The organism is Fumia xinanensis (assembly GCF_014384905.1).
GTDB classification, from domain to species: domain Bacteria; phylum Bacillota; class Clostridia; order Oscillospirales; family Ruminococcaceae; genus Fumia; species Fumia xinanensis.
Genome location: NZ_JACRSV010000002.1, coordinates 628,737 through 651,606, shown reverse-complemented (window position 1 = coordinate 651,606; position 22,870 = coordinate 628,737). Strand labels below are relative to the sequence as shown.

At 45.9% G+C, this 22,870-nt stretch carries 29 protein-coding genes; 20 read left to right on the top strand and 9 right to left on the bottom strand.

The annotated features are described in order from the left end of the window. Window positions 1-132: 132 nt before the first annotated feature. Together H8710_RS09620 and H8710_RS09615 are read right to left on the bottom strand one after the other, a co-directional pair. A complete protein-coding gene (locus H8710_RS09620; RefSeq protein ID WP_249295300.1) occupies window positions 133-366 on the bottom strand; it encodes a hypothetical protein in 234 nt (77 codons plus the stop codon). A gap of 3 nt (window positions 367-369) precedes the next feature. Further along, window positions 370-597, bottom strand: coding sequence for a helix-turn-helix domain-containing protein (locus H8710_RS09615; RefSeq protein ID WP_249295299.1), 228 nt, complete (start codon window positions 595-597; stop codon window positions 370-372). A 588-nt stretch (window positions 598-1,185) separates the two neighbouring features. Between H8710_RS09615 and H8710_RS09610 the strand changes: the two genes are divergently transcribed. The 4 genes from H8710_RS09610 (at window position 1,186) to H8710_RS09595 (ending at window position 3,796) form a co-directional block, all read left to right on the top strand. Continuing rightward, entirely contained in the window at window positions 1,186-1,620 is a 435-nt protein-coding gene (locus H8710_RS09610; RefSeq protein WP_249295298.1) for a MarR family winged helix-turn-helix transcriptional regulator, read from the top strand. Then, window positions 1,613-2,941 carry an MATE family efflux transporter gene (locus H8710_RS09605; protein WP_249295297.1) on the top strand — a complete coding sequence of 443 codons (1,329 nt, stop codon included), beginning with the start codon at window positions 1,613-1,615 and terminating at the stop codon, window positions 2,939-2,941. Before H8710_RS09610 ends, H8710_RS09605 begins: the two co-directional genes overlap by 8 nt. A gap of 229 nt (window positions 2,942-3,170) precedes the next feature. Continuing rightward, entirely contained in the window at window positions 3,171-3,536 is a 366-nt protein-coding gene (locus H8710_RS09600; protein WP_249295296.1) for a TnpV protein, read from the top strand. After that, window positions 3,533-3,796, top strand: a complete 264-nt coding sequence (locus tag H8710_RS09595) for a DUF6809 family protein (RefSeq protein ID WP_249295295.1) — start codon at window positions 3,533-3,535, stop codon at window positions 3,794-3,796. The genes H8710_RS09600 and H8710_RS09595 overlap by 4 nt, the downstream gene beginning before the upstream one ends. A 195-nt stretch (window positions 3,797-3,991) precedes the next feature. On the opposite strand, the gene H8710_RS09590 is transcribed toward H8710_RS09595, so the two are convergent. The 4 genes from H8710_RS09590 to H8710_RS09575 form a co-directional block, all read right to left on the bottom strand. After that, complete coding sequence (locus H8710_RS09590; protein ID WP_249295294.1) at window positions 3,992-4,219, bottom strand: DUF2188 domain-containing protein; 228 nt, start codon at window positions 4,217-4,219, stop codon at window positions 3,992-3,994. A 5-nt stretch (window positions 4,220-4,224) separates the two neighbouring features. Continuing rightward, a complete protein-coding gene (locus H8710_RS09585; protein ID WP_249295293.1) occupies window positions 4,225-4,440 on the bottom strand; it encodes a hypothetical protein in 216 nt (71 codons plus the stop codon). 218 nt (window positions 4,441-4,658) lie between these two features. Further along, window positions 4,659-5,357, bottom strand: coding sequence for an ImmA/IrrE family metallo-endopeptidase (locus H8710_RS09580; RefSeq protein WP_249295292.1), 699 nt, complete (start codon window positions 5,355-5,357; stop codon window positions 4,659-4,661). A 2-nt stretch (window positions 5,358-5,359) separates the two neighbouring features. Then, entirely contained in the window at window positions 5,360-5,737 is a 378-nt protein-coding gene (locus H8710_RS09575) for a helix-turn-helix domain-containing protein (RefSeq protein WP_249295291.1), read from the bottom strand. Between the two features lie 203 nt (window positions 5,738-5,940). Between H8710_RS09575 and H8710_RS09570 the strand changes: the two genes are divergently transcribed. The 12 genes from H8710_RS09570 to H8710_RS09515 all read left to right on the top strand — a co-directional run bounded on the left by H8710_RS09570 (window position 5,941) and on the right by H8710_RS09515 (window position 18,153). After that, complete coding sequence (locus tag H8710_RS09570) at window positions 5,941-6,156, top strand: helix-turn-helix domain-containing protein (RefSeq protein WP_249295290.1); 216 nt, start codon at window positions 5,941-5,943, stop codon at window positions 6,154-6,156. Further along, entirely contained in the window at window positions 6,156-7,982 is a 1,827-nt protein-coding gene (locus H8710_RS09565) for a type I restriction-modification system subunit M (protein ID WP_249295288.1), read from the top strand. The genes H8710_RS09570 and H8710_RS09565 overlap by 1 nt, the downstream gene beginning before the upstream one ends. 2 nt (window positions 7,983-7,984) lie before the next feature. Then, window positions 7,985-9,352 (top strand): restriction endonuclease subunit S, encoded by a 1,368-nt coding sequence (locus H8710_RS09560; RefSeq protein WP_249295286.1) that lies wholly within the window; start codon window positions 7,985-7,987, stop codon window positions 9,350-9,352. After that, window positions 9,342-12,293 (top strand): type I restriction endonuclease subunit R, encoded by a 2,952-nt coding sequence (locus H8710_RS09555; RefSeq protein WP_249295284.1) that lies wholly within the window; start codon window positions 9,342-9,344, stop codon window positions 12,291-12,293. Before H8710_RS09560 ends, H8710_RS09555 begins: the two co-directional genes overlap by 11 nt. A 170-nt stretch (window positions 12,294-12,463) precedes the next feature. Continuing rightward, the gene (locus H8710_RS09550; RefSeq protein WP_249295282.1) at window positions 12,464-12,676 is read left to right on the top strand and encodes a helix-turn-helix domain-containing protein; all 213 of its coding nucleotides are present in this window, start codon (window positions 12,464-12,466) and stop codon (window positions 12,674-12,676) included. A 39-nt stretch (window positions 12,677-12,715) separates the two neighbouring features. Continuing rightward, window positions 12,716-13,519, top strand: coding sequence for a Shedu immune nuclease family protein (locus tag H8710_RS09545; protein ID WP_249295280.1), 804 nt, complete (start codon window positions 12,716-12,718; stop codon window positions 13,517-13,519). Window positions 13,520-13,616: 97 nt separating this feature from the next. Beyond that, complete coding sequence (locus tag H8710_RS09540; protein WP_249295279.1) at window positions 13,617-14,504, top strand: hypothetical protein; 888 nt, start codon at window positions 13,617-13,619, stop codon at window positions 14,502-14,504. 585 nt (window positions 14,505-15,089) lie between these two features. Further along, window positions 15,090-15,488, top strand: coding sequence for a plasmid mobilization protein (locus H8710_RS09535; protein WP_249295277.1), 399 nt, complete (start codon window positions 15,090-15,092; stop codon window positions 15,486-15,488). Continuing rightward, window positions 15,460-17,040, top strand: coding sequence for a relaxase/mobilization nuclease domain-containing protein (locus H8710_RS09530; protein WP_249295330.1), 1,581 nt, complete (start codon window positions 15,460-15,462; stop codon window positions 17,038-17,040). Before H8710_RS09535 ends, H8710_RS09530 begins: the two co-directional genes overlap by 29 nt. Before the next feature lie 60 nt (window positions 17,041-17,100). Then, window positions 17,101-17,298 (top strand): hypothetical protein, encoded by a 198-nt coding sequence (locus tag H8710_RS09525; protein ID WP_249295275.1) that lies wholly within the window; start codon window positions 17,101-17,103, stop codon window positions 17,296-17,298. A gap of 114 nt (window positions 17,299-17,412) precedes the next feature. Continuing rightward, window positions 17,413-17,760, top strand: a complete 348-nt coding sequence (locus H8710_RS09520) for a recombinase family protein (RefSeq protein ID WP_249295273.1) — start codon at window positions 17,413-17,415, stop codon at window positions 17,758-17,760. Between the two features lie 183 nt (window positions 17,761-17,943). Further along, a complete protein-coding gene (locus tag H8710_RS09515) occupies window positions 17,944-18,153 on the top strand; it encodes a gluconolactonase (protein WP_249295271.1) in 210 nt (69 codons plus the stop codon). Window positions 18,154-18,275: 122 nt separating this feature from the next. Here H8710_RS09515 and H8710_RS09510 read toward each other — a convergent pair whose 3' ends face one another. From H8710_RS09510 to H8710_RS09500, 3 genes are read right to left on the bottom strand one after another with little or no spacing between them, the layout of a single operon-like run. Further along, on the bottom strand, window positions 18,276-18,587 hold the full coding sequence (locus H8710_RS09510; protein WP_249295270.1) for a hypothetical protein: 312 nt from the start codon (window positions 18,585-18,587) through the stop codon (window positions 18,276-18,278). A 47-nt stretch (window positions 18,588-18,634) separates the two neighbouring features. Further along, a complete protein-coding gene (locus tag H8710_RS09505; RefSeq protein WP_249295269.1) occupies window positions 18,635-19,435 on the bottom strand; it encodes a helix-turn-helix domain-containing protein in 801 nt (266 codons plus the stop codon). Between the two features lie 38 nt (window positions 19,436-19,473). Next, a complete protein-coding gene (locus H8710_RS09500; RefSeq protein WP_227180095.1) occupies window positions 19,474-20,223 on the bottom strand; it encodes an SMI1/KNR4 family protein in 750 nt (249 codons plus the stop codon). A gap of 356 nt (window positions 20,224-20,579) precedes the next feature. On the opposite strand from H8710_RS09500, the gene H8710_RS09495 reads away from it, so the two are divergent. From H8710_RS09495 to H8710_RS09480, 4 genes are all read left to right on the top strand, one after another. Next, entirely contained in the window at window positions 20,580-20,993 is a 414-nt protein-coding gene (locus H8710_RS09495) for a cysteine-rich VLP domain-containing protein (protein WP_249295266.1), read from the top strand. A 112-nt stretch (window positions 20,994-21,105) separates the two neighbouring features. Then, window positions 21,106-21,501 (top strand): replication initiator protein A, encoded by a 396-nt coding sequence (locus H8710_RS09490; protein WP_249295265.1) that lies wholly within the window; start codon window positions 21,106-21,108, stop codon window positions 21,499-21,501. 182 nt (window positions 21,502-21,683) lie between these two features. Next, a complete protein-coding gene (gene mobV / locus H8710_RS09485) occupies window positions 21,684-22,628 on the top strand; it encodes a MobV family relaxase (RefSeq protein ID WP_249295264.1) in 945 nt (314 codons plus the stop codon). Next, the gene (locus H8710_RS09480) at window positions 22,612-22,827 is read left to right on the top strand and encodes a hypothetical protein (protein WP_006772915.1); all 216 of its coding nucleotides are present in this window, start codon (window positions 22,612-22,614) and stop codon (window positions 22,825-22,827) included. Before mobV ends, H8710_RS09480 begins: the two co-directional genes overlap by 17 nt. The last annotated feature ends 43 nt before the right edge of the window (window positions 22,828-22,870 follow it).

Below are 22,870 nucleotides of genomic sequence, written 5' to 3'. Positions count from 1 at the left end.
TTTGCAGTGCCACAGCACTCTTTCGATGTCCGGGCAGGAGGCTCGTCTTTCACCCACCGCAATCAGGCAGACCCCCTCGCTCCATGCAGCAGGACTTCGCCGTTCTTTAACATGATGAGGGACATGCCGCGGTTATAACGGGCTTCCTGCCCGGGCATCGAAACTTTTTGCTCTAGACGCCATTTCCCCCGGCTGCGCCGCCCGGATTCCCCCGATGGCTTTCAAAGAACCTTCGCTGAACAACAAGGGCTGCACGCCGCCTCCCCCCAGGATCACTGATCGCGCACAGCATTTCTGACTTCCCAGAGGCCCGCTCGAATGAACTTCATTTTCCCCGCTTCGGCTTTTGGGAAAACGGAGTGCCATCTCTCAGATGCGCCTCTTTTTTTTGGGATATGGCGCGGGATCGTCGGTCAGCTTGAGAAGATAATCCACGCTGACGCCGTAATACTCCGCCAGGTTTTTCAAAATCGCCTCGGTGGCCTGCTGGATCCCCGTTTCGATGTAACTGTACTTGCGCTGGGTGATTCCGATTGCCGCCGCAACCTGGCTCTGTGTCAAATCCCTATCCACCCGAAGCTCCTTCAAACGATTCAACTATGCCTCACTCCTACCCATGATCCCTGCCGCAGACATTTCCGCGGCATCTGCGCCCGCAAAAAATTTTCCCTCACTGGAAAATTTTCCCAAGCGCGAAAAAAATTTTATAACGACTATGCCCCTATTTCCCGGGGTTTTCCGCCGTTGGTAAAAAATATTATACACGAATTAAATTTACCCCATTGACGTTTAGACAAATTTTATCTATAATTAGATTATTTAAAGGAATCTTGTCTAAACTTACCCGGCGTTTCGGCAGGAAGCCCGCCTCGCACCCCTGCGTATTTTCGGACCCGCACCCGATGTTTTCCCATGAGGGCAAACATGGGGAGCGGTATATGCAGTCGACGGGCTCCCTGCCAAAGCGCCGGAGTGCCCGCTCTAAGGGCGCTGAGCTGGATAAATCACCGCTATAAGTCCTATGGGCCGCTTTGTCTTAAGGGATCGTTCCACGTCAGCCCTTCATAGGGCTATTTTTTTGTCTAAAATTAGAGATTCCCCTTGACAAGCAGGATTATTCACGCTATAATAGTTAAGCATTTTTAATTAAGTTTACTTAACTATTTGTTTCCACGGAGGATTCTTATGAAATTTCTCGACACAGTCAACCACTTTTATTACCAAATGTCCCTCCGGGAGCTGCGGCTGACCAAGGACACAGGCAGCTACAAGGAGCTCACAAACAACAGCATGCTCTACCTGGACATCATTTCACAAACGGAGCGCTGCACCGTCAGCAAGCTGGCCGACGCTTTGGGCATCACCAAATCCGCTGTCACTATGAAGGTGGCGGAACTGGTAAAACGGGGCTGCCTCGTCAAAACCCAGAGCGAAACCGACAAGCGGGTCTTTTACCTTACCCTCCATCCGGAAATGCAGGACATCTACGACCGTTTTGACAACATTTTTACCGCCATCGGCCGAAAAATTGAGAAAAAATATACCCCGGAAGAAGTATCCCTCTTCTGCCGGATGCTCCAGGACATCGCCGACTGCGAGTGGGAGGACTGTGATGAGTAACAATCTTTCCAAGCGCATCACCCTGCCCTTTTTGATCAAATTCACCCTGCCGTCCATCATCGTCATGGTGTTTACTGCCCTTTATACCATTGTAGACGGATTTTTCGTGTCGAATTTCGTCAATACCGATGCCTTGTCGGCGGTGAACATCGTCTATCCGGTCATCAACGTGGTCTACGCCATCGGGCTTATGTTCAGCACCGGGCTCACCGCCATCGTGGCCCGAAAAGTGGGCGAAGGCAGACGGGAGGAAGCCTGCCGGGTCTTTTCCTTTGTCTCGCTCTGCGCCGCCCTCTTCGGCGTGGTGCTGACAGCGGTATCCTTCTTTGGCCTGGACGGAATTATCAGGCTTTTAGGCTCCAACGACGCCCTCTTCGATTATTGCCGGGATTACGCCTTGACCATTCTGGGCTTTTTCCCCTTCAGCATTCTCCAGCTCCTGTTCCAGAACATGATGGTCGCCGACGGCCGCCCCGGCCTGGGACTGATCACCTCTTTGGCAGGAGGCATCACCAACATGATCCTCGACTACGTGTTTATTGTTCCCATGGGCATGGGCGTTGCCGGAGCAGCCCTGGCTACCGGCATCGGCTACTGCGTTCCCACCGTGGCGGGGCTTATTTACTTTTCCGTCAGGCGCGGGGGAATCTGTTTTGTAAAGCCTCTGGCCGACTGGCGCTCCCTCCTCCACAGCATCACCAACGGTTCGTCGGAGATGGTCAGCAACCTTGCCATGAGCGTCACCACCTTCCTGTTCAACATCATCATGATGAGAACCCTGGGGCAGGACGGCGTGGCTGCCATCACCATCGTCATGTATCTTGACTTCCTGCTGGTTTCAGTCAACCTGGGGTATTCCATGGGCGTGGCCCCTCTTATCAGCTATAATTACGGCGCCCAAGACAACGAAAAACTCAAAAAGCTGTTTCGGATGAGCATGATGCTCCTCACCGGCTTCTCAGTGCTGATGACGGCGGGGGCGCTTCTCTTCCCCGGCCCGCTTTCCGCCGTGTTCGCCAAGCCCGGCACCGACGTGTACCGGTTCGCCGTCCACGGGCTTCTCATCTATGCGGTGAGCTACCTTTTCAAAGGTTACAACATCTTTGCCTCCGCTATGTTCACCGCCTTTTCCGACGGGAAAACCTCCGCCATCCTCTCCTTCTTAAGGACCTTCCTGTTCTTAGTCGTCTGCACCCTTGGAATGACTGCCCTGTTCGGTGCCGACGGCGTCTGGCTGGCAGCTCCGGCGGCGGAAATTCTCGCCCTGGCCGTAACGGTGTTCTGCTTTGCCAAATACCGCCGCTTCTACCACTATCTATAAACTGCGTCACAAAACTCAGCATTCATCGTTTGAAGAAAACCGGCAGGTTCCCTTTATAAAAAAAGACGCCGAAAGGTAGTTTCCAATAAGACAGTATGAGAACATTACTGACATAGGGTAGCTGCCGTACAGGAGTGCGACAAGAAGAATTGGCGATACTTGGTTTTCACAACCAAGTATCGCCTTTTTCTATCTTTAACAGAATGTTTGAATCTTATTGGAGGTACATATGATGCAAGAACTAAACTACATTCGCTGTGGCGATTACTATATTCCTGATATTCGCTTACCAGAGGAAACCAGACCTATTGGTCGTTGGGGGCGTATGCACAGAGATTATATCAAGGAGCATAATCCTATCCGTTTCAACGCTCTGTGTCTTAACGGTGAGCTGTGGTCTTATCTGGCTGATTTAAACGAGCAGGCACAGAGCCGTCTTGAACTCATCATTGAGCAAATGAAAGCCGCTGAGGGCGTGACAGAGAGCACGAAGCAGCATGATCAGATGGCGTGGGTTGGAGCTATGAACAGCATCCGCAACCGAGCCGAGGAAATTGTTCTGCGTGAGATGATCTACGAGGAGGATGCAGTATGAGAATCCTTGAAGAATTTTGGCATGGTAATATCGAGCCAACAGAGTATGACACATCCTCTTGCAAAGAATACAAGAAACTGTTGGAGCTGATTTGCAGGAACGAAGAAAAACTCAAAGCCACTATGACGGACGAACAGAAAGAACTGTTTGATAAATACACAGATTGTGTGCGAGAGCATCAAACCAATACAGACTGTTTGATCTTTCAGAATGGCTTTAAGTTAGGCGCACGAATGATGTTAGAGGTCATGGAAGAATAAATCTGCATCACATAAAACAGGTGCCTATGCGGCAGCATAGGCACCTGTCCTTTAATGCGCTTTCGCTTTGTGGTTGGCCAGAGTCTTCCCGGCTTTGCTCTTCGCAGACTTAGAAGAACTTTTAGACGCCAAGGTCTTACCGGCTTTACCAACCTTACCACCATGATGTACAGACATGATATTCACCTCCCTAAATTAACCCTTCGGCGGGCAAGGATCGTTCCCATGGCTGTCTGCGGACTGGATGCGTCCGTTCATACCATGAACAACGAATTCGGTGCCCTGATTTCGGCTGATTTGTCTTCCTGCGTTTACGGCCTGTTCCTTGGTTGTAAAATGGCCGCTGGAGCGCTGAGCGCCGCTACGCTTAACATCCCAACCTCCGTTGGAATTGTGAACAACATGATGAGAAGAACGTGCCATATTAATTACCCCCTGTGTGCTTTCGGACAGCAGGTTGCACAGCCGTCCGCATCAAAATAGGTTTTCTTTGCCTGAGCAACAGCTTCCACTTCGCTTGCAAAATAGCCAACATACTGCGTGCTGCGGATGCCAAGCTGAGCTGCGTGCTCCTTGGTGTGGACTTCATGATGATGTCCAGGATTCAAGGTCTGATTGTTGTTGATATAGTAGTGTTTATACATAATTTGACTCCTTTCGGCTTGACGGAACAAGCCAGTCGTGATATTTTAGTAACGTGTACATCTTGAATGAGCGGTTAATCTGTTGCAGCAGATTGCCGCTCTTTTTATTTGCGCATAAGGCATCACCTCCTTTAATGTTCGCATATTCGCCTGTTCGCTTCTTTCTAACACTCGGCTTGCATTTAAGGGAATCGGAAGATTCCCTTAAATTGAGATTTTTAGTTGAATAGGGGGGCATCAAATGTGATCATCTTCAGCGAGTTCAAGCGATAGCGCATAGCCTGTTTAGATACGCTGAATTCATCCGCCATGTCATAGATAATGCTCTCTACCATGCAGTCGCACGGAAGGGGGTATTTTGCGCCTAAGTTGCTGCTTCGCTTTTTGAACTCGTCTCGAACCACATTCTGCGGCATCAAGAACGCCGCTGCACACGCATTCGCCTGATACTCGATGAAATCCAGCGACGTTTTCAGACTTTTCTTCCCATTCAAGGCTATTTGCGTCGTGCTGTGAATATAGTCGGGCGTTTCACGACGGAAACAGTTCTTGTGCAGAACTTGGTGAAACACTTCGTGCATCACAGTGAAGTTTTCACGCCCTCTATTATCCCCCTCAGTCAGCGTTGCATCAATGAGAATACTCCCCTTGGAAAGATAAACCTTTGAAGGAAGCATGCCCTCTCGATAACAGGGTTCGGGCCACACCCACACATAGCCAGCATTGAAGGCGGTTGCGCCGAGAATAGACTGATCTGGGGTGATATACTTCCAGTCATAGTCAACACCCAAGCACTTTTCAATGACGGCGTAGACGTCGATGGGCTTCGGCTTTTTTAGTCGTTCAGGGTCAAATTGGTTCAGAAGCTTTTCCGCCTCTTTTTCCAACTGATGCGCAGAATAGTTGTAATGGATCACGCTTATTTCTTACCTCGCTCTTGTTCCTCCATCATCTCAATGACCTTCTGCCATACTTCACTGGAGGCATTGTTGTCACGTGCCATACGAAGCGCAACACGGACATGCTCATTCCCCATGATGTACTCCGGCAGATCAGGAGATACCGTATTCTCCTTTTCGCCTGCGGCCAGATCAAACATGGTGTTGGTTTCTTCTTCGGACAGGCACAGAATACGGGCCAATTCATACAGCTTGTCTTTGTCAGGGGGATAGCGATTCCCCTTTTCAATGTCGCTCATGTATGCCGGTACAATCCCTAATTCGGCAGCCAGTCCACGTAGTGTCAGTCCACGGGATTTTCGCTTTTCAGCGATGAATTCTCCGAACTTGCCGTTCATAGTCCTTTCCTCCTTGACAGGAATAAGCGTGTTCGCTAATTCCTAACACTATTATACGCAGTGGTGCCGAGAAAGTCAACCACATTTTTTGAGAAATTTTTCAAAAGACTGCTTCGCCACTTTCATTTCTTGATATCTTGTTATATAATTGAACCAGAAATCTAATTTTTAGATATTTGATTTATATAGGAAGGGAGATAAGCATGGCTGTATCCTATAAGAAGCTCTGGAAACTGTTGATTGACATGGATATGACGAAAACGATGCTTCGTAAAGAAGCTGGAATTACAACCGCAGCACTTGCGAAACTTGGTAAGAATGAAAATGTCAACACTGAGGTGCTTGTGAAAATCTGCAACACTCTGAAGTGCGACATCTCCGATATTATGGAACTTACGAATGAAAGGACAGAACAATAATGGAAAAAGCAAACTTTGGTCAGATCGTTTCCTTTTTGTTTGGAATCGCAAATGACTGTCTCGTAGATACATATGATGTAGGCGACTACAGAAAGATTATTCTGCCTATGATGGTTATCCGCCGTTTTGATGCGGTTTTGGAACCCACTAAGGAGAAAGTTTTGAAAATGAAGGAGCAGCTGGATGCTGCTGGTATTACCGATCAGGACGAAGCCCTGTGCAGCGTAGCGGGAGAAGCTTTTTGTAATAGTTCCCCCTATACCCTGTCAGATCTGAAATCCCGTACTAATCAGCAACAGCTGAAATCCGACTTTATCCTTTACCTGAACGGTTTTTCTCAGAATGTGCAGGATATTATCAAGCGCTTTGAATTCAGAAATCAGATTGACAAACTCTCTGAGCATGACATTCTGGGCCTGCTGATCAGCAAGTTTACGGATTCCTCTGTGAACCTGTCTAATCGCCCGATTTATGATGCCAAGGGTAATCTTGTGCAGCCCGCACTGGACAATCACACTATGGGAACAGTGTTTGAAGAGGTCATCCGTAAGTTTAATGAGGAAACCAACATTACTGATGCAGGACGTCACTTTACCCCTCGTGACATCGTGGAGCTGATTACTGATCTGGCGTTTGTGCCCGTGAAAGACAAAATTCAGAGTACAACTTACCGTATCTATGACGGAGCCTGTGGCACAGGCGGTATGCTGACGGTTGCCGAAGGTCGAATGCAAGAAGTGGCTAAGGAATTCGGAAAGAATGTTTCGATCCATTTGTACGGCCAGGAGAACTCCGACGAAACCTATGCTATCGCTCGCAGTGACATGCTGGTTAAGGGCGAAGGCGTACAGGCAAACAACATTTTCTTTGGCTCCACCATTTCCAATGATGGATTCGCTGGAGAAACCTTTGACTTTATGCTTTCCAACCCGCCTTTCGGCACACCTTGGAAAACAGATCTGAAGGCATGGGGCGACATTAAGAAGGATGAGATTACCGACACCCGTTTCCGTGTGAACTATAAGGATGAAGATTTCTCTCTGATTCCGGACATTGGTGATCCGCAGATGTTGTTCCTTGCCAATAACATTAGCAAGATGAAGAAGAATACTGCTCTTGGCAGTCGTATTGTGGAGGTACACAACGGATCTTCTCTGTTTACCGGCAAAGCAGGTCAGGGTCCCTCCAATCTGCGTCAGTATGTTCTGGAGCAGGATTTGCTGGAAGCCATTGTCGCAGTTCCTGAAAAAATGTTCTACAACACAGGAATTGGTACCTACATCTGGATTCTTGCCAACAAGAAGGAGAAACGCCGCAAAGGAAAGGTACAACTCATTGATGCTACTTCCTTCAAAAAACCTCTTCGCAAGAACCTTGGAGAAAAGAACTGTGAAATCGATAAGGATATTAGAGATTATATTCTGGAATTGTACATGGCATTTGACCAAGCAGATGAACGTTACAGCAAGGTGTTTAATAATTCTGAATTTGGATATTGGGAAATTCCGGTCTACACACCGCAGTATGATGAAAACGGTCAGCCTATTCTGGATAAGAAGGGCAAGCCTATAAAGCCGAACTCTGATAAAGAAATCGTACCGTTTACCTATAAAGGTGGTATCGAAGCATTTATCGAAAAAGAAGTGAAACCGTATGCCCCTGATGTGTTTATTAAACCGGGTACAGAGAAAGTGGGCTATGAGCTTTCCTTTACGAAGTATTTCTATAAACCGATTCAGTTGCGTACGTTAGAAGAAATTGCAAGGGATATTCGTGCTATCGAAAAAGAAACCGACGGTCTTCTGGATGAAATCTTAGGGGGCTGATTATGAAAAGATACGAAGCGTACAAGGCTGTACAGCCACTATGGAATATGACATTTCCAAAGCATTGGGAAGTTTTTCCATTGTATTCTATAGCCAAGGAGAAATCGATATGTAATTGTACCGAGTTGGAACTGTTATCTGTATATTTGGATGCCGGTGTAGTTCCTTTCTCAAAAAGAACCGAAAAGAGAACCAACGCAACAAGTAAGGATCTTTCCAAATATCAGCGAGTTGATCCGGGTGATTTTGTATTAAATAATCAGCAAGCATGGAGAGGTTCTGTTGGTGTATCAAAACATACCGGTATTACAAGCCCTGCATATATTGTTCTGTCTATGAATGATCAATTGACTACGGAATATGCAAATTACCTATTCAGGAGTGCCATTATGGTAGATCAATACTTGGTTAGGTCAAAAGGCGTTGGTTCCATTCAAAGAAACCTATATTGGCAGGAGTTGAAATGTGCAAGTGTTCTTGTTCCTCCACGAGATGAGCAGGATCAGATTGTCCGATACCTTGATTGGCAAGTTTCCAAAATCAATCATTTGATTCATGGTTATCAGAAGCAGATTAATTTACTGGACGAAAGAAAAACAACAGTAATAAATCAGGCTGTCACACGTGGCATTCATGCTGATGTTGAAATGCAAGCTGTTGAAGCAAACTGGGTTAAAGAAATTCCTGCACATTGGCAATTCAACAAAGTTAAGCAGCATTTTGAAATTAAGAAGCGAATTGCTGGTAAAGAAGGCTACGATGTAATATCTATTACGCAGCAGGGTTTAAAAGTAAAAGACATTGCCTCTAATGAAGGCCAAATGGCTGCCAATTACTCGAAATACCAGTTTGTATATCCTGGCGATTATGCAATGAATCACATGGACTTGCTAACCGGTTTTATTGGGCTTTCTGACTTTTTTGGGGTTACAAGTCCAGACTATCGAGTATTTTCTGCAATTGATGTTGAAAGAACCGATTTGAAATACTTCTTATATGTATTCCAGTTGGGATACAAGCGTAAAATCTTCTACGGACTGGGACGTGGTGCAGCCAATAAAGGAAGATGGCGTATGCCTGCAATAAATTTTAAGAATTATGATATTCCTGTTCCTCCGATTGAAGAACAACGTGAAATTGTTGAATACATTGAGCAAGAGACAGAAAAGATTGACTTGCTCAAAAAAGAAGTTGAAAAACATATTGAGTATCTTAGAGAATACCGAACCAGATTGATCTCTGATGTTGTGACGGGACAGATTGATGTTCGTGATGTAGTTATCCCGGAATACACGCCAGAGGAAGATACGGAAATCGACACCGATGATACCGGTGAAGATGTGGAGGAGGTGGCAGAGGATGCCGAGTAATACAAAGGAAAATGGTTTTGAAACCTTGATTGTGGATACTTTGGTAAATAGCAATGGCTATGAACAAGGTGTCACAACTGAGTACAACAAGCAATATGCCATCGATGAGGACAGACTCTTCCGTTTTCTGCTGTCTACTCAGAAGAAAGCAATGGATGAGCTGCACATTCTGGACAGTGATCTGGAAAAAGATCGTTTCTTCAAGCAGTTGGACAAGAAGCTGAAAAGCGATGGTGTCATAGAGCTGCTCCGCAAAGGTATGCGCTACAAGCATCTGCGCTTGGATCTGTTCTATGTGCGCCCCTCTGTTCACAATCCAGAAGCCGCAGAATTATATGAAAAGAATATTTTCAGCGTGACCAGACAGCTACAGTATTCCAGCTTCAACCCTCGTTTGGCACTGGATGTCTGTATCTTCATCAACGGTCTGCCAGTAATCACCATGGAGCTGAAAAACCAGCTTACCAAGCAAAACGTTTCCGATGCAGTTGAACAGTACAAGAATGATCGCACTCCGGATGAGGTTTTGTTCAGCTTCAAACGATGCATCGTTCACTTTGCCGTTGATGATAACGAAGTAAGAATGTGTACGGAACTGAAGGGCAAGAAATCCTGGTTCCTGCCGTTTAACAAGGGATTCAATGATGGTGCTGGCAATCCTCCGAATCCCAATGGAATCAAAACGGATTATCTTTGGAAAGAGATTCTGACCAAGGATGAACTATCCAATATCATTGAAAACTATGCTCAGGTGATTTCTGAGAAAGACGAAGACACCGGGGTTACAAAATATAAGCAGGTGTTCCCTCGTTATCATCAGCTTTCTGTGGTGGAATCCCTGCTTAGTGATGCAAAGCGTGACGGTGTGGGCGGACGCTATCTGATTCAGCACAGCGCAGGTTCCGGTAAGTCTAATTCCATCGCATGGCTGGCACATCAGCTCGTCACACTGAAAAATGACAGCGGCAAAGAGATTTTTGACACGGTTATCGTTGTGACTGACCGTATCAATTTGGACAAGCAGATCAAAGACACCATCAAACAGTTTATGCAGGTATCTGCAACAGTTGGTTGGGCGAAAAGTGCCGGTGAGCTGAAGCAGCTCCTGAACGAAGGTAAGAAAATCATTATTACCATCGTCCATAAGTTCCAGTTCATTTTGGATGATATTGGCGAGGTACATAAGGATAAAAACTTTGCCATTCTGATTGACGAAGCCCATTCCAGCCAGAACGGCAGTCTGTCTGCAAAGATGAACATGGTGCTTTCTGGTAGCGTCTATGAGGATGAAGATGATCTTGAAGACAAGATCAATACAATCATCGAGGGGCGCAAGATGGTAAAGAACGCAAGCTATTTTGCGTTTACCGCAACACCGAAGAATAAGACGTTGGAAATGTTCGGTAAGAAAAAGCGGTTGCCCGATGGAACAACAAAGCCGGAACCGCACTATGTTTATACCATGAAGCAGGCTATCGAAGAAGGCTTTATCATGGATGTACTGCGTTATTTTACGCCAGTGCAAAGTTATTATAAATTGGCGAAAACTATTGAGGACGATCCGCAGTTTGACAAGAAACGAGCACAGCGATTGCTTCGTTACTATGTGGAATCCAATCAGTACGCTATCCACGAAAAGGCTAACATTATGGTTGAGCATTTCCATACAGAAGTGATTGCCAAAGGAAAAGTCGGCGGTAAGGCCAGAGCCATGGTTATCACCAGTTCCATTAAACGTGCCATCGAATATTACAAAGCGATTTCTAAGCTATTGGAAGAACGCAAGAGTCCCTTTAAAGCGATTGTAGCTTTTTCCGGTTCTGTCGAGTATGAGGGCAGACAAGTTACAGAAGCGGATTTGAACGGATTTCCGAGTGCTAAAATCGAAAAAACCTTTAAGGGTGATCCCTATCGCATTCTTATTGTCGCAAACAAATTCCAGACAGGTTTTGATGAACCGCTGCTGCACACTATGTATGTAGACAAAGGCTTGGCCGATATTAAGGCAGTTCAAACACTGTCCCGTCTAAATAGAAGCCACCCTGACAAGAAAGACACATTTATTCTGGACTTTGTAAACGAGCCTGGGGTCATCAAAGAAGCCTTTGATAGGTATTATAAAACCACAATTCTTTCTGGTGAGACCGATGTGAATAAGCTGAATGATTTGATTGATACTATGGAATCTATTCAGGTTTACAGCGATGCTGACATTGATACCTTTGTGGAGCGTTATTTGGCAAATGGACCTCGTGAGCACCTTGACCCCATTCTGGATCACTGTGTCGAAGTCTATAAAGGTTTGATTATTGAAGATCAGATTGAATTTAAGAGTTGTGCAAAGACTTTCGTGCGAACCTATAATTTTCTTTCTGCGATTTTGCCATATGGCAGTGTTCAGTGGGAAAAGCTCTCCATCTTCCTAAATCTTTTGGTGCCCAAGCTGCCTAAACCGGATGGTGAGGATTACACCGAGGGCTTGCTTGAAGATGTGGATCTGGAAAGTTACCGTGCTGAAGCGCAGCAGACTATGAGAATTCAGCTCGAGAACGAAAACGGCAAAATCGATCCTATTCCGGTAAGCACCAGTGTGGGGATTGATGTTCCAGAATTGGATACGCTCACAAATATCTTGAAGGAATTCCATGATATCTTCGGCAATATCGAGTGGACAGATGAAGACAAAATCAAGAAGCAGATCAACGATATTATCGAAAGTGTCCGCAGGGATGAGAAGTACAATAATGCAATGCAATTCTCTGACAAGCAGAATGCCCGTGATGAAAGTGATCGTGCTGCCCATGAAGCGGTCATGAACAGTATGCAAAGCGGACTGGAATTGTTTAGAGAAGTTCAGAACAACCCGTCCTTTAGAAAGTGGTTGTTTGATAGTGCTTTTAATTCGACATATCAAGCAAACCATAATCAGACAAGTTTATAATACGTGATAATGAAACAGCTTACCACTTTGCGTTCAGCAAAGTGGTAAGCTGTTCAACTTCTGACCAACTTGGGCAGAAGTGTTTTATTATCGTGCGATGTCAATCATACTAATTGAATTATTCACGCTTTCGTGATATAATTACCGTTAATATTAGGAGGTGAATTACCATGGCTGTAACCTACAAAAAGTTATTTCACTTACTGATCGACAAGGGTATGACTAATGCCGAGCTGATGGAAAAAGCGGGCTTTAGTGCTAATATCATTACACGCATCAAGCGTGACAATTATATTTCTCTCGACACTATCGAGAAGATCTGCAAAACTCTTGATTGTGGAGTCGATGACATTTTGGAATTCACTACAGAAATCGAACAATGAATAGCATTGCAGCATATTCTTACAACATGAGGAAGTATTATGAATTTATATAAACGAGACTATATAAAGAGCGTTCCTACCAAACAGGAGATGCAACTGTATGAGGATATTTTGTGTACTGAAAGAGAAGCTGCCGGAGACAGAAGATTTGGGAAGATAAATCATAGGCGATTGTATCCAGCAGCAGTTCGGCACTATGATAGTTTTTTCCCTAACAATCATATTGAGTTGTTTGATTTCCAGAACGAAGGTAATATGGAACAACTAAATGAAGAGTTTTGTGCCTTGATTCATGATGCAAACACAAACGAAAGAGACGTTCTTCGCTTCATTAATCACAGACCTGCTTATCATATTATTGCTGGTGTATTTAAGTATTATAATTTTGGCCACCACGATGCATATGTCTTCCCGGAATTTGCTTTAGGTAAGTACATTGCTGATTATTTGTTGATAGGAAAAAGCTCTGGCGGCTATGAGTTTGTATTTGTCGAGCTTGAACACCCTAATGGAAGGACAACCTTGAAATCTGGACACGAGGGAGAAGCCTTTAGAAAAGGTACTTATCAAATTTATGATTGGAAAGCAGAAATCGAAGCACACTTTTCTGCATCGTTTGTGACGATCACCAAGTACAGCAACAAATCCTCGCTTCCGAAGGAATTTTCAGAATATGATTCAAGCCGTTTTCACTATGCTGTGGTCGCAGGCTTGCGTGAGGATTACAACGAAGCTACTTATCGTGATCGTCGAAACAAAGCAACCCAGCAAAACATTCTGACTTTGCATTATGATAATCTGTACGATAAAGCCTGCGAGTTAGAAACAGCTCAATCATTTTAAATAACAAGTGAACCGATCATGTCAACGTTTAGGATGAACGTGCTTCTTGTTGACATGGGCACCTGTCTTTTGAAGATAAAAGAACAAGGAGCAAGATATGAAACCAGTATTGATGGAAAATGCCTTTGAAGCTTGGGCGGCTGCCATACGCTTTTGTGATGATATAAAAGATGGAAAAGCAACACTCCAGTATCAGAAAAATTTTGTATTGTCACTTCATAATGCCGTTGAACTTATTATGAAGCAAATGCTGTTGAATAATAACGATCACAGGGTTGCAGAAGTAAGAAAGGCAAAAAATGAAGCTGATGCAAAACTCTTATTCGATTATTTCAAGGCAACGGATTTAAATAGTTTTTTTGATACGCTGTCAAATGAAGATCTTTCAAAATTTAACACAATTCAATTTAACGAACTAATTTCATTACATAAGAAGTTATTTGGCAGAAGCCTTGAGCAAGGAGAATCGTTAAAAACAGAACTTGAGCTGTTGCAAAAGCTGAGAAATAATGAAACCCACTTTTTGATTCGTCAAGGCAGCTTTTTGTCCGAAGAAGATTTTTGTGTGCTTCATAATTTCATGATTCGCTTTTATAAAATTATGGAGTCATGGTGTCCCATTGACAAAGATGATTATGAATTATATATACTTCCTTATTGGGGAGATCCCGTTGGAGCCGATAGCATTTATGGATTCAATCGTGAACCATTACAGATTTTTTCTTATGAAACTGCTGTAAGAAATTCAAAGTTAGCAAAGAAAATAGCAGCATTACTTAACGGTGACTATCTATATGGTGCTCCTGACTTTTCACCATATACCATTACAAAAGATTTGATTCAACAACACATGGAGCTATCTTCTCAGTTTGATGAAATATGGTCTGTGGTGTATATGATGCAATGCTTAGAGATGATTGCTGTAGATGAAATTTTGGATGATGAACAAGGGCGAGTTTATTTTGTAATGAGTGTTCTGTTCTAATAGGTTATATGAGTAAAAGAGCATTGTTCTTACATATTTTGCATTTGCAATGTTGACAGAAATAGCCCGCATTTGTATAATATTAGTGTAACGGGTCGAACGTTGCGGACAACTGAATATAAGAATGTTCAAACATATTTTATGAGAGTCGGAATTGTCCGACACGGTATCGGTGCACTGGAAGTACCGAACTGCTCCACCACGCCTTTGGTTCTGTTGGCGGGAGTTGTACAAAGCAGAACCCGACTTTGATTTTTCAGAGCCGATTACATAGAACATCACTTTGAAGCGAGAGCCATGCTCCCGCTGATTTCTGATGTTTTGTGTAATCGGCTCTTTTTGTTTTACCATTTTTCCAAAACATCGTTCAGCACCAAATGCGTGAACTTGAAAAATCGTCGAAAACGAAAAGGCTGGGTAGCGTAGAGCAAGATTCTACCATGGGTCCAAATTTCGCCTATCGCTCATTTTGCCCCTCATGGAATCTTGTTGGGGAGTGCCTTCCCCAAACCCTGCATCTGTTCTGCTTTCGCAGAAGCGACGGCATCCGCCGTCCACCATTTTCACAAATGAAGGAGGAACCGAATGGCCAAAACCTACAACACACCGAAACGAACCCACATCGTAAAAACCCGTCTGGACGATGAAGAACACGCAGATTTTCTTCGCCGCTTGGAGATTTACGACATGAATCAATCGGAGTTTATCCGTGAAGCAATCTCCGGTGTAACCATCCGTCCAACCATTGTGGCAACATTGGTCAGCGACGATCTGCTCGCAGCCATCGGCAAGCTAACCGCTGAATATGGAAGGATCGGTAACAATCTAAATCAGATTGCCAGACACCTCAACGAATGGCGAAGTCCCTATCCGTCCATGGCAAAAGAATTGCAAGATGCCGCCTCTGATCTCGCCACTCTGAAATTTGAAGTGATGAAAAAGGTAGGTGATGCTGTTGGCAACGTTCAAGCATATAAGCTCTAAGAATGCCGACTACTCTGCCGCTGAAGCTTACCTCACTTTTGAGCATGATGAGTTCACTATGAAGCCCACCCTGGATGAAAACGGCAGGCTCATCCCAAGACAGAATTATCGCATTTCCACCTTGAACTGCGGTAACGAAGATTTTGCGATTGCTTGTCTGAGAGCCAACCTCCGATATGGCAAAAATCAAAAACGGGAAGATGTCAAAAGTCATCACTATATCATTTCTTTTGACCCTAAAGATGTTCCCGACCACGGATTGACCGTAGATCTGGCGCAGAGTCTTGGAGAGAAATTCTGCAAGGAACACTTTCCGGGTCATCAAGCCATTGTTTGCACTCACCCCGACGGACACAACGGCAGCGGCAATGTTCATGTACACATCGTGATCAATTCTCTGCGAATTGAAGAAGTTCCATTCATGCCATATATGGACAGACCGTGCGATACACAACCGGGCATGAAGCACCGATGCACCAACGCAGCTATGGAATATTTTCGCTCCGAGGTTATGGAAATGTGTCACGATGCGGGTCTGTATCAGATTGATCTGCTGAACGGCAGTAAGACCCGTGTGACCGAGCGTGAGTATTGGGCGAAGAAGAAAGGACAGCTTGCGCTGGATGAAGAAAACGCTGTTCTTGCCGAACAGGGCTTACCCGTCAAGCAGACCAAATTTGAAACAGACAAAGACAAGCTCCGTGAAGAAATCCGCATGGCACTTTCTGATACTGTCAGCTTTGAGGGCTTCGCAGAAAAACTTCTCCGCCGTGGCATTACCGTCAAAGAGAGCCGTGGGCGCTTGTCCTATCTCACACCCGACCGCACCAAGCCCATCACAGCACGAAAGCTGGGTGACGATTTTGATAGATCGGCTGTGTTCGCTGTTATTGTCAGAAACACAAAACGAGTGAGGGCAAAAACCGACCCCATCCCTTCTGCACCCGCTATGCAGAAAACCATCAACGAGCGTGATACTGTTAGCCGCATGGTGGATATTGATGCCGCAAAGGAAAAAGGCAAAGGTTACGAGCATTGGGCAAAGAAACACAATCTCAAAAATGCCAGCCGTGCCTATCTGCTGTATCAGGAAATGGGATTTGATTCTCCCGAAGCATTGGCTGCCGCCTGTGATGCCGCCCACGAAAAGCTGAGTGATATTCGCACAGAAATGAAATCAGTGGAAGCTACAATTGCAGAAAAGAAAGAGTTCCGTGACTATGTGCTGAACTATCACAAAACACGATATGTGGTTGACGAGCTGAAAGCCTGTAAGAAAGAAAAAGCCCGTCAGAAATATCGTGACGAGCATGACAGCGACTTCATCATTCTGAACGCCGCCAAACGATATTTTGATTCCAAGGGACTCAAGAAGCTGCCGAGCTACAAGGCATTGCAGACGGAAGTGGAACAGCTCATCAAAGAGAAAAACAAGCTTTACAACCAGTATCAGACCGCCAAAGACGAAGCACAGCGGCTTGATACCATTCGCCACAATATCGAGCAGACCCTTGGCAGAAAAATCGAACGCAAACAGGAACTGGAGCGTTAATCCTTCCCTTCGATTCGTTTCCATTCCCATCCATTCCAAAAATCAAGAAAGGACAATTATATGAATGAACAGAAAAACAAGAATTACACAGTCAATGAAAACGGCAGTATCATCGTTCACAACTACTGTGCGGCAGAGCTGCCAAAGATCACCGTAACCATTCGTTCCGGTCAGACTACTTACCGATTTGGCGGTAGCTACGATGGCACACGAAGTCTTTCCGGTAAGTTGCTCGACCACATGGCAAGAGAAAACTAAAAATGCTCAAAAAATATTCTAACGAAAGGGTGGATTTATTCACGAATGTGTGATATGATATATACAAGCAATCCTGTATTGGCAGACTGCCCGCCGATTAAGGAGGAACAAGATATGAATAGGCAGTCTGACAAAATTACTGCTATCTACTGTAGATTGAGTCGTGATGACGAACTCACAGGAGAGAGCAACAGCATTGTCAATCAAAAGGCGATTCTCAAAAAATACGCACAAGAACAAGGTTTCCGCAACATCCAGTTTTTCGTGGACGATGGTTACTCCGGTGCCAACTTCAACAGACCCGATTGGAAACGAATGATTGAGTCGGTCGAGAACAATAAGGTCGGTGTTATCATCGCCAAGGATATGAGCCGTATCGGCAGAAACTATCTGGAAGTCGGTCTCTACACAGAAACATTATGGACAAGGACACAAAAGGCAGACCGAGAAACGGGCTGCTGACAACAAATAAAGGCTGAATATCAAGCACCGGGAAAGTGCGAGATATTCAGCCTGTTTTGTTGTCTGGGGTTTCCAAAGGGGCTTGCCCCTTGGCACACGACTTTGCTTGCAAAGTGTAGTGTGTTATACGCTCTGTCGGCGTTGCCGTGAAAATACCGTTGCCGCCGGGGAGGGCAAGGGCGTTTGAAGCGGCAGGAAAACAGGGCTGTGATTGCGTGGCGTGGAGCCGCAAGCGCAGGACTGGTTTCGCCAGCAGACAGGGCGTATATGAAAGCCCCCGTCCCTCGTCCCACGCCGGACTTCGGGACAAAATGTCCCGAACCTGTGGACACACTAACTAAAAAGCAGACGGATTTTCTTTTCAAAATTGAAATGGGCGGGAAGCCGTTTTAGGGCTTTCCCGCCTTGATTGCCCATTAGCAAAGACGGGCGGGGCTGTCAACGGCGGCGCATGAAATGCGCCGTTCATCTTGACCGTTGACTGGCTCGACTGGCTTTGCTATCTCCCAAACAAGTTATTGTTTGTTGTTTTCCCAATTATCTAAACGGGCTTGCATAGTTTCTCGCCATTCTTCACTTGGACAAGCAGTAATCAATTTTCGATACTCTTCACTTGATGGTGCTTCTATCAAATAAGACTCTACCAATTTTAGCAAATCCCACTCTACTCCATACATTCCACCTTCGGGGAAAATGTCAATCAATACGCCTACTTCTTCACTTGTCAATGGCGTTTTTACATTGAAGAGCAATTCGTCATACATGTTGATGGTTTCTTCTGTAGGGTCATCTTTCACTGCGTCTGGCATTTGACCGAGAAGTTTCAATTTTATAATTGCCTCCTGCACCTTTACTCCCTCCAATTTCTCGTTCTCTATTTTCTCCCCCGCTGGGGATTTGGATTTTTCAGCAAGTCCGACTTCTGTGCAATCTTTTTCAGCCACTTCTTTTCTTCTTCAGACAGCTTCTTCAAATTCAATTTGAGCCGCTTGCAGATAAACGCCAGCGATGCTTGCTCCGGGTCGCTGTCCTCTTTAGCGGTTTCCTCGGCGGTCTGTAAAAAATCTTCCAGCGGATTGTCCTCCGGGACGCTGAAAAAATCGTCCTTATGTGCTTTCCGCAGGTCAAGAGCTATCTTGTTTATGTCCTGCTGTATCACATAGCGGCAAAAGCTGTCATCGTCAATATGGGCGGCGACAAGCTGCCTTAACTGCGGGTCGGACAAGCCGGGATTGTGCTGCTTCATAATGGTTGCGCTCATAATATCCACAATGGCATTTGCGCTCTGTACCTGCTTGACTGCCGTTCCGTTCACATAGATTTCAAGGTCAGCCATCAGCCGGGGGAAATCCGGGTGCGCCGCCAGCTCACACAAGAGGGAAGTATCCACCCGCCCACTTTTCAATAGTTCAATCATATCATCACTCAAGCGCAGGTCTGCAAGATCGGCGTTTGGGTGATTTTTTGTTTTAGAGCGTCCCAGCAGGTAATCAACGGTCACTTCATAAACCTTTGCCAGCTGGATAAGGGCATGGTGGCTGATGTCTTTGAGATTGTCTCCCTCATAACTGCCTAAAGCAGATTTGGAAAGGTGAGTTTCCTCCGCAAGCTGTTCCAGCGTCAGCCCTCGTTCCACACGCAGGTCTTTTAATCGTTCTTGTATGGATAATTCCATGCTCTCCCTCCTTGTCTGCTTGATAGTCAAAAATATTTTTAATTTTCTCGCAGATAATTCACTAACTCTTTTTCTAACAATTCATACATGGTATTCCGCAAAAATTTTACTTTGTCTTGCTCATGGGCATAGTACCAGACAGTTTCTTCGCCGGGGCGAAGTAGGAGTAAATCTCCGTCAGCCTCTTTCCAAAATTCGCCTAGTACACAATAATGCTCCTCGTGAATAGTTAGATTAAAGAGCTGGGATAAGCTGATACTCAAACCTGTAGATACATTAACTCCCTCAGTTATGAGAAAAAATTCCCGAACTTGTGTTGGGAGAATAAATCCTAATTTCTTTTCTATCTCTACAATCTTCTCCACAGTTGCAGCAGATTTTATTTCATCAGAGGAGTCCAAGACTTTTGCCAACATTTTTGAGAACTTAGGGTATTGAGTAAACCATTCGGGGTGCTGTGCCTTGAATTTCTTTTGCTTTTCCCGTTGTACTCGTTTCTGTTCCTTACAGTAAGCGTCCAATTCCTCCAGATACCGTTCTTGATAGAGATTGCTAATTTCAAACGCTATTCCGTTCTTCTCCAGAATAGTGATGGCTCCCTTTTGGCTACCAAATACTGATACCCAAGAAAATCCATGCGACCGGGGTTTTAACTTCAAAAACTCGCCGTGGTTCAATAGTTTTTCCACTTCGGATTCGTGTTCGTTCCACCAACCCCACCAACTCTCAGGATTTTCCCTGCCCTCTACTAAATTTAAGCACTTTGAAAATAACTCCAACTTATCCATCTCTATCACCTCGCATTATTTTTTCTATTCTACCACAATTCCGAGAGCGTGGAAATAGCGAGTTTTCCGAGGTGATTTCCTACCTTATGGATATACGGCACAGGCGGTCGAAAAAGTGTAGACTTGTGGTAGTTCATCGATGAGCTGCACCTTGAAAACCGAATGACCGTCCGAAAAGGAATACCCCGGCCGGGGAAGCACCGCAAGGAGCCAACTTCTGGACACTTTGTCCAGAGGTCACTTCGGGACAACTTGTCCCGAAGCTGTGGGGAGCGTGCCAACGCCGGAACACGCCGCAGGAATGGGGCAGGAAGCCTTTTCGGGGAGAACGGCAAAAGTGAAAAACGGAGGGACGCATGAAAGATAATCCATATAAACGCCTACCACCGTTGGAGCGCAAGCCGGACGGTACCCTCTGCCGCATGACCCCGGCACAGAGGAAGCAGGCAAACGCCCTGATCCGCCGGGAGTGCTGTAATTATGAGGACGGGAACTGTATGCTCCTTGACGATGGGGATACCCACACTTGCCCCCAGACCATTTCTTTCTCGGTCTGCTGTAAGTGGTTCCGCTGGTCGGTCTTACCGCAAATCGGGACGCTGGAAGCAGAGATTTTCCGGGATAAGGAGCTAAAACGCTGTGCGGTCTGCGGCAGAGTGTTTGTCCCAAAGTCCAACCGGGCGAAATACTGTCCCGACTGCGCCGCCAGAGTTCACAGGCGGCAGAAAACAGAAAGTGAACGGAAAAGGAGGTCTGCTGTGGACAGTTAGGCAGGGGAAAAGCCTTTATTCATAAGGCTTCCAGAGGGCAGAACCGGGGGAAGTGGTATCAAGCACCGTCCTCCCCCCGGAAATGCCCTCCTAACTGTCCACAAAACACAGTATGACAAACACTATTTATATTCATCAGCCGGAGAAATCGGTCAGCTTCACCCGGCTCCCGAATTTCCTCTTTGAAGCACCCACATTCACGCCACTGTCCAACGAAGCAAAGGTTCTGTACGCCTTTATCCTGCGCCGGATGGAGTTGTCCCGCAAGAACGGTTGGGCAGACGAATACGGGAGGATTTACCTCTACTATCCCATCTGCGAAGTAGTTGGTCTGCTCCACTGTGGGCGGCAAAAGGCGGTCAATACCCTGCGGGAACTGCAATATGCCGGATTGGTGGAGATCCAGAAGCAGGGCTGTGGAAAACCCAACCGCATCTACCCAAAATCCTATGAAGCGGTTCCAAATACCGACTTCAAGAAATCCCGTTCTGGTACGCCGGAGGACTGAAAACCGCACTCCACAAGTACGATAATCAATCCTCTTGAAGTACGAAAACCGGACGGTATATAGAAATACAGAGATAAAAATATTGATTTATATTCTATCCATTCCCTTCCTATCCGAGATATTTTCTGCGGGATTTTCCTGTGGAAAAGTCCCGGAAGGGAAAGGAACGGGGAAAGGAGTTTATGGCACAACACGCAATTTTGCGATTTGAAAAACACAAGGGCAATCCGGCAAGACCGCTGGAAGCCCATCACGAACGGCAAAAGGAACAGTACGCCAGCAATCCCGACATTGACACCAGCCGGAGCAAATACAACTTCCATATCGTCAAGCCGGAGAGCAGGTACTACCACTTTATCCAGAACCGCATTGAACAGGCTGGCTGCCGCACCCGTAAGGACAGCACCCGGTTTGTGGACACGCTGGTCACCGCCAGCCCGGAGTTTTTCAAGAAGAAATCCCCAAAGGAGATACAGGCGTTTTTCCAGAGGGCGGCTGATTTCCTCATTGACCGGGTAGGGCAGGACAATATCGTGTCTGCTGTGGTACACATGGACGAGAAAACGCCCCACCTGCATTTGACCTTTGTCCCGCTTACTAAGGACAACCGCCTGTGCGCTAAAGAAATCATAGGCAACCGGGCGAATTTAACAAAGTGGCAGGACGATTTTCACGCCTATATGGTGGAGAAATATCCTGACTTGGAGCGTGGGGAAAGTGCCAGCAAGACAGGCAGGAAGCATATCCCCACCCGTCTGTTCAAGCAGGCGGTCAATCTCTCCAAACAGGCAAGAGCCATTGAAGCCACGCTGGGCGATATTACCCCGTTCAACGCCGGAAAGAAAAAAGAGGAAGCCCTCTCCATGCTGAAAAAGTGGTTCCCGCAGATGGAGAATTTCTCCGGGCAGTTGAAAAAATACAAGGTCACAATCAATGACCTGTTAGCGGAAAATGAAAAGCTGGAAGCAAGGGCAAAAGCCGGTGAAAAAGGCAAGATGAAAGATACGATGGAACGGGCAAAGCTGAAAAGCGAACTGGACAATTTACAGCGGCTGGTTGACCGTATCCCGCCGGATATACTGGCGGAACTGAAACGGCAGCAGCGGCAGCATGGAAAGGAAAGGTGATTTTATAAGTACCACTATCAGATACAAAAAGGAAACGGAAGTCGTGACTTTTCAAGGCAGGGAAATCACGCTGGAAAACCTCTCCCCGGTGTTCACGCCGGAGCAGGAAGCGGCAAAACGCCGAGAGCTGGAACAGCAGCTTTATGAGGTGTTCCGCAAGTATGCCGACAAACGGCAGAGTGAGGAAGCCGGGGCATAAGGTTTCCCGAAACCATCGTTGATTTGCGGGGCTGCTGACGGTA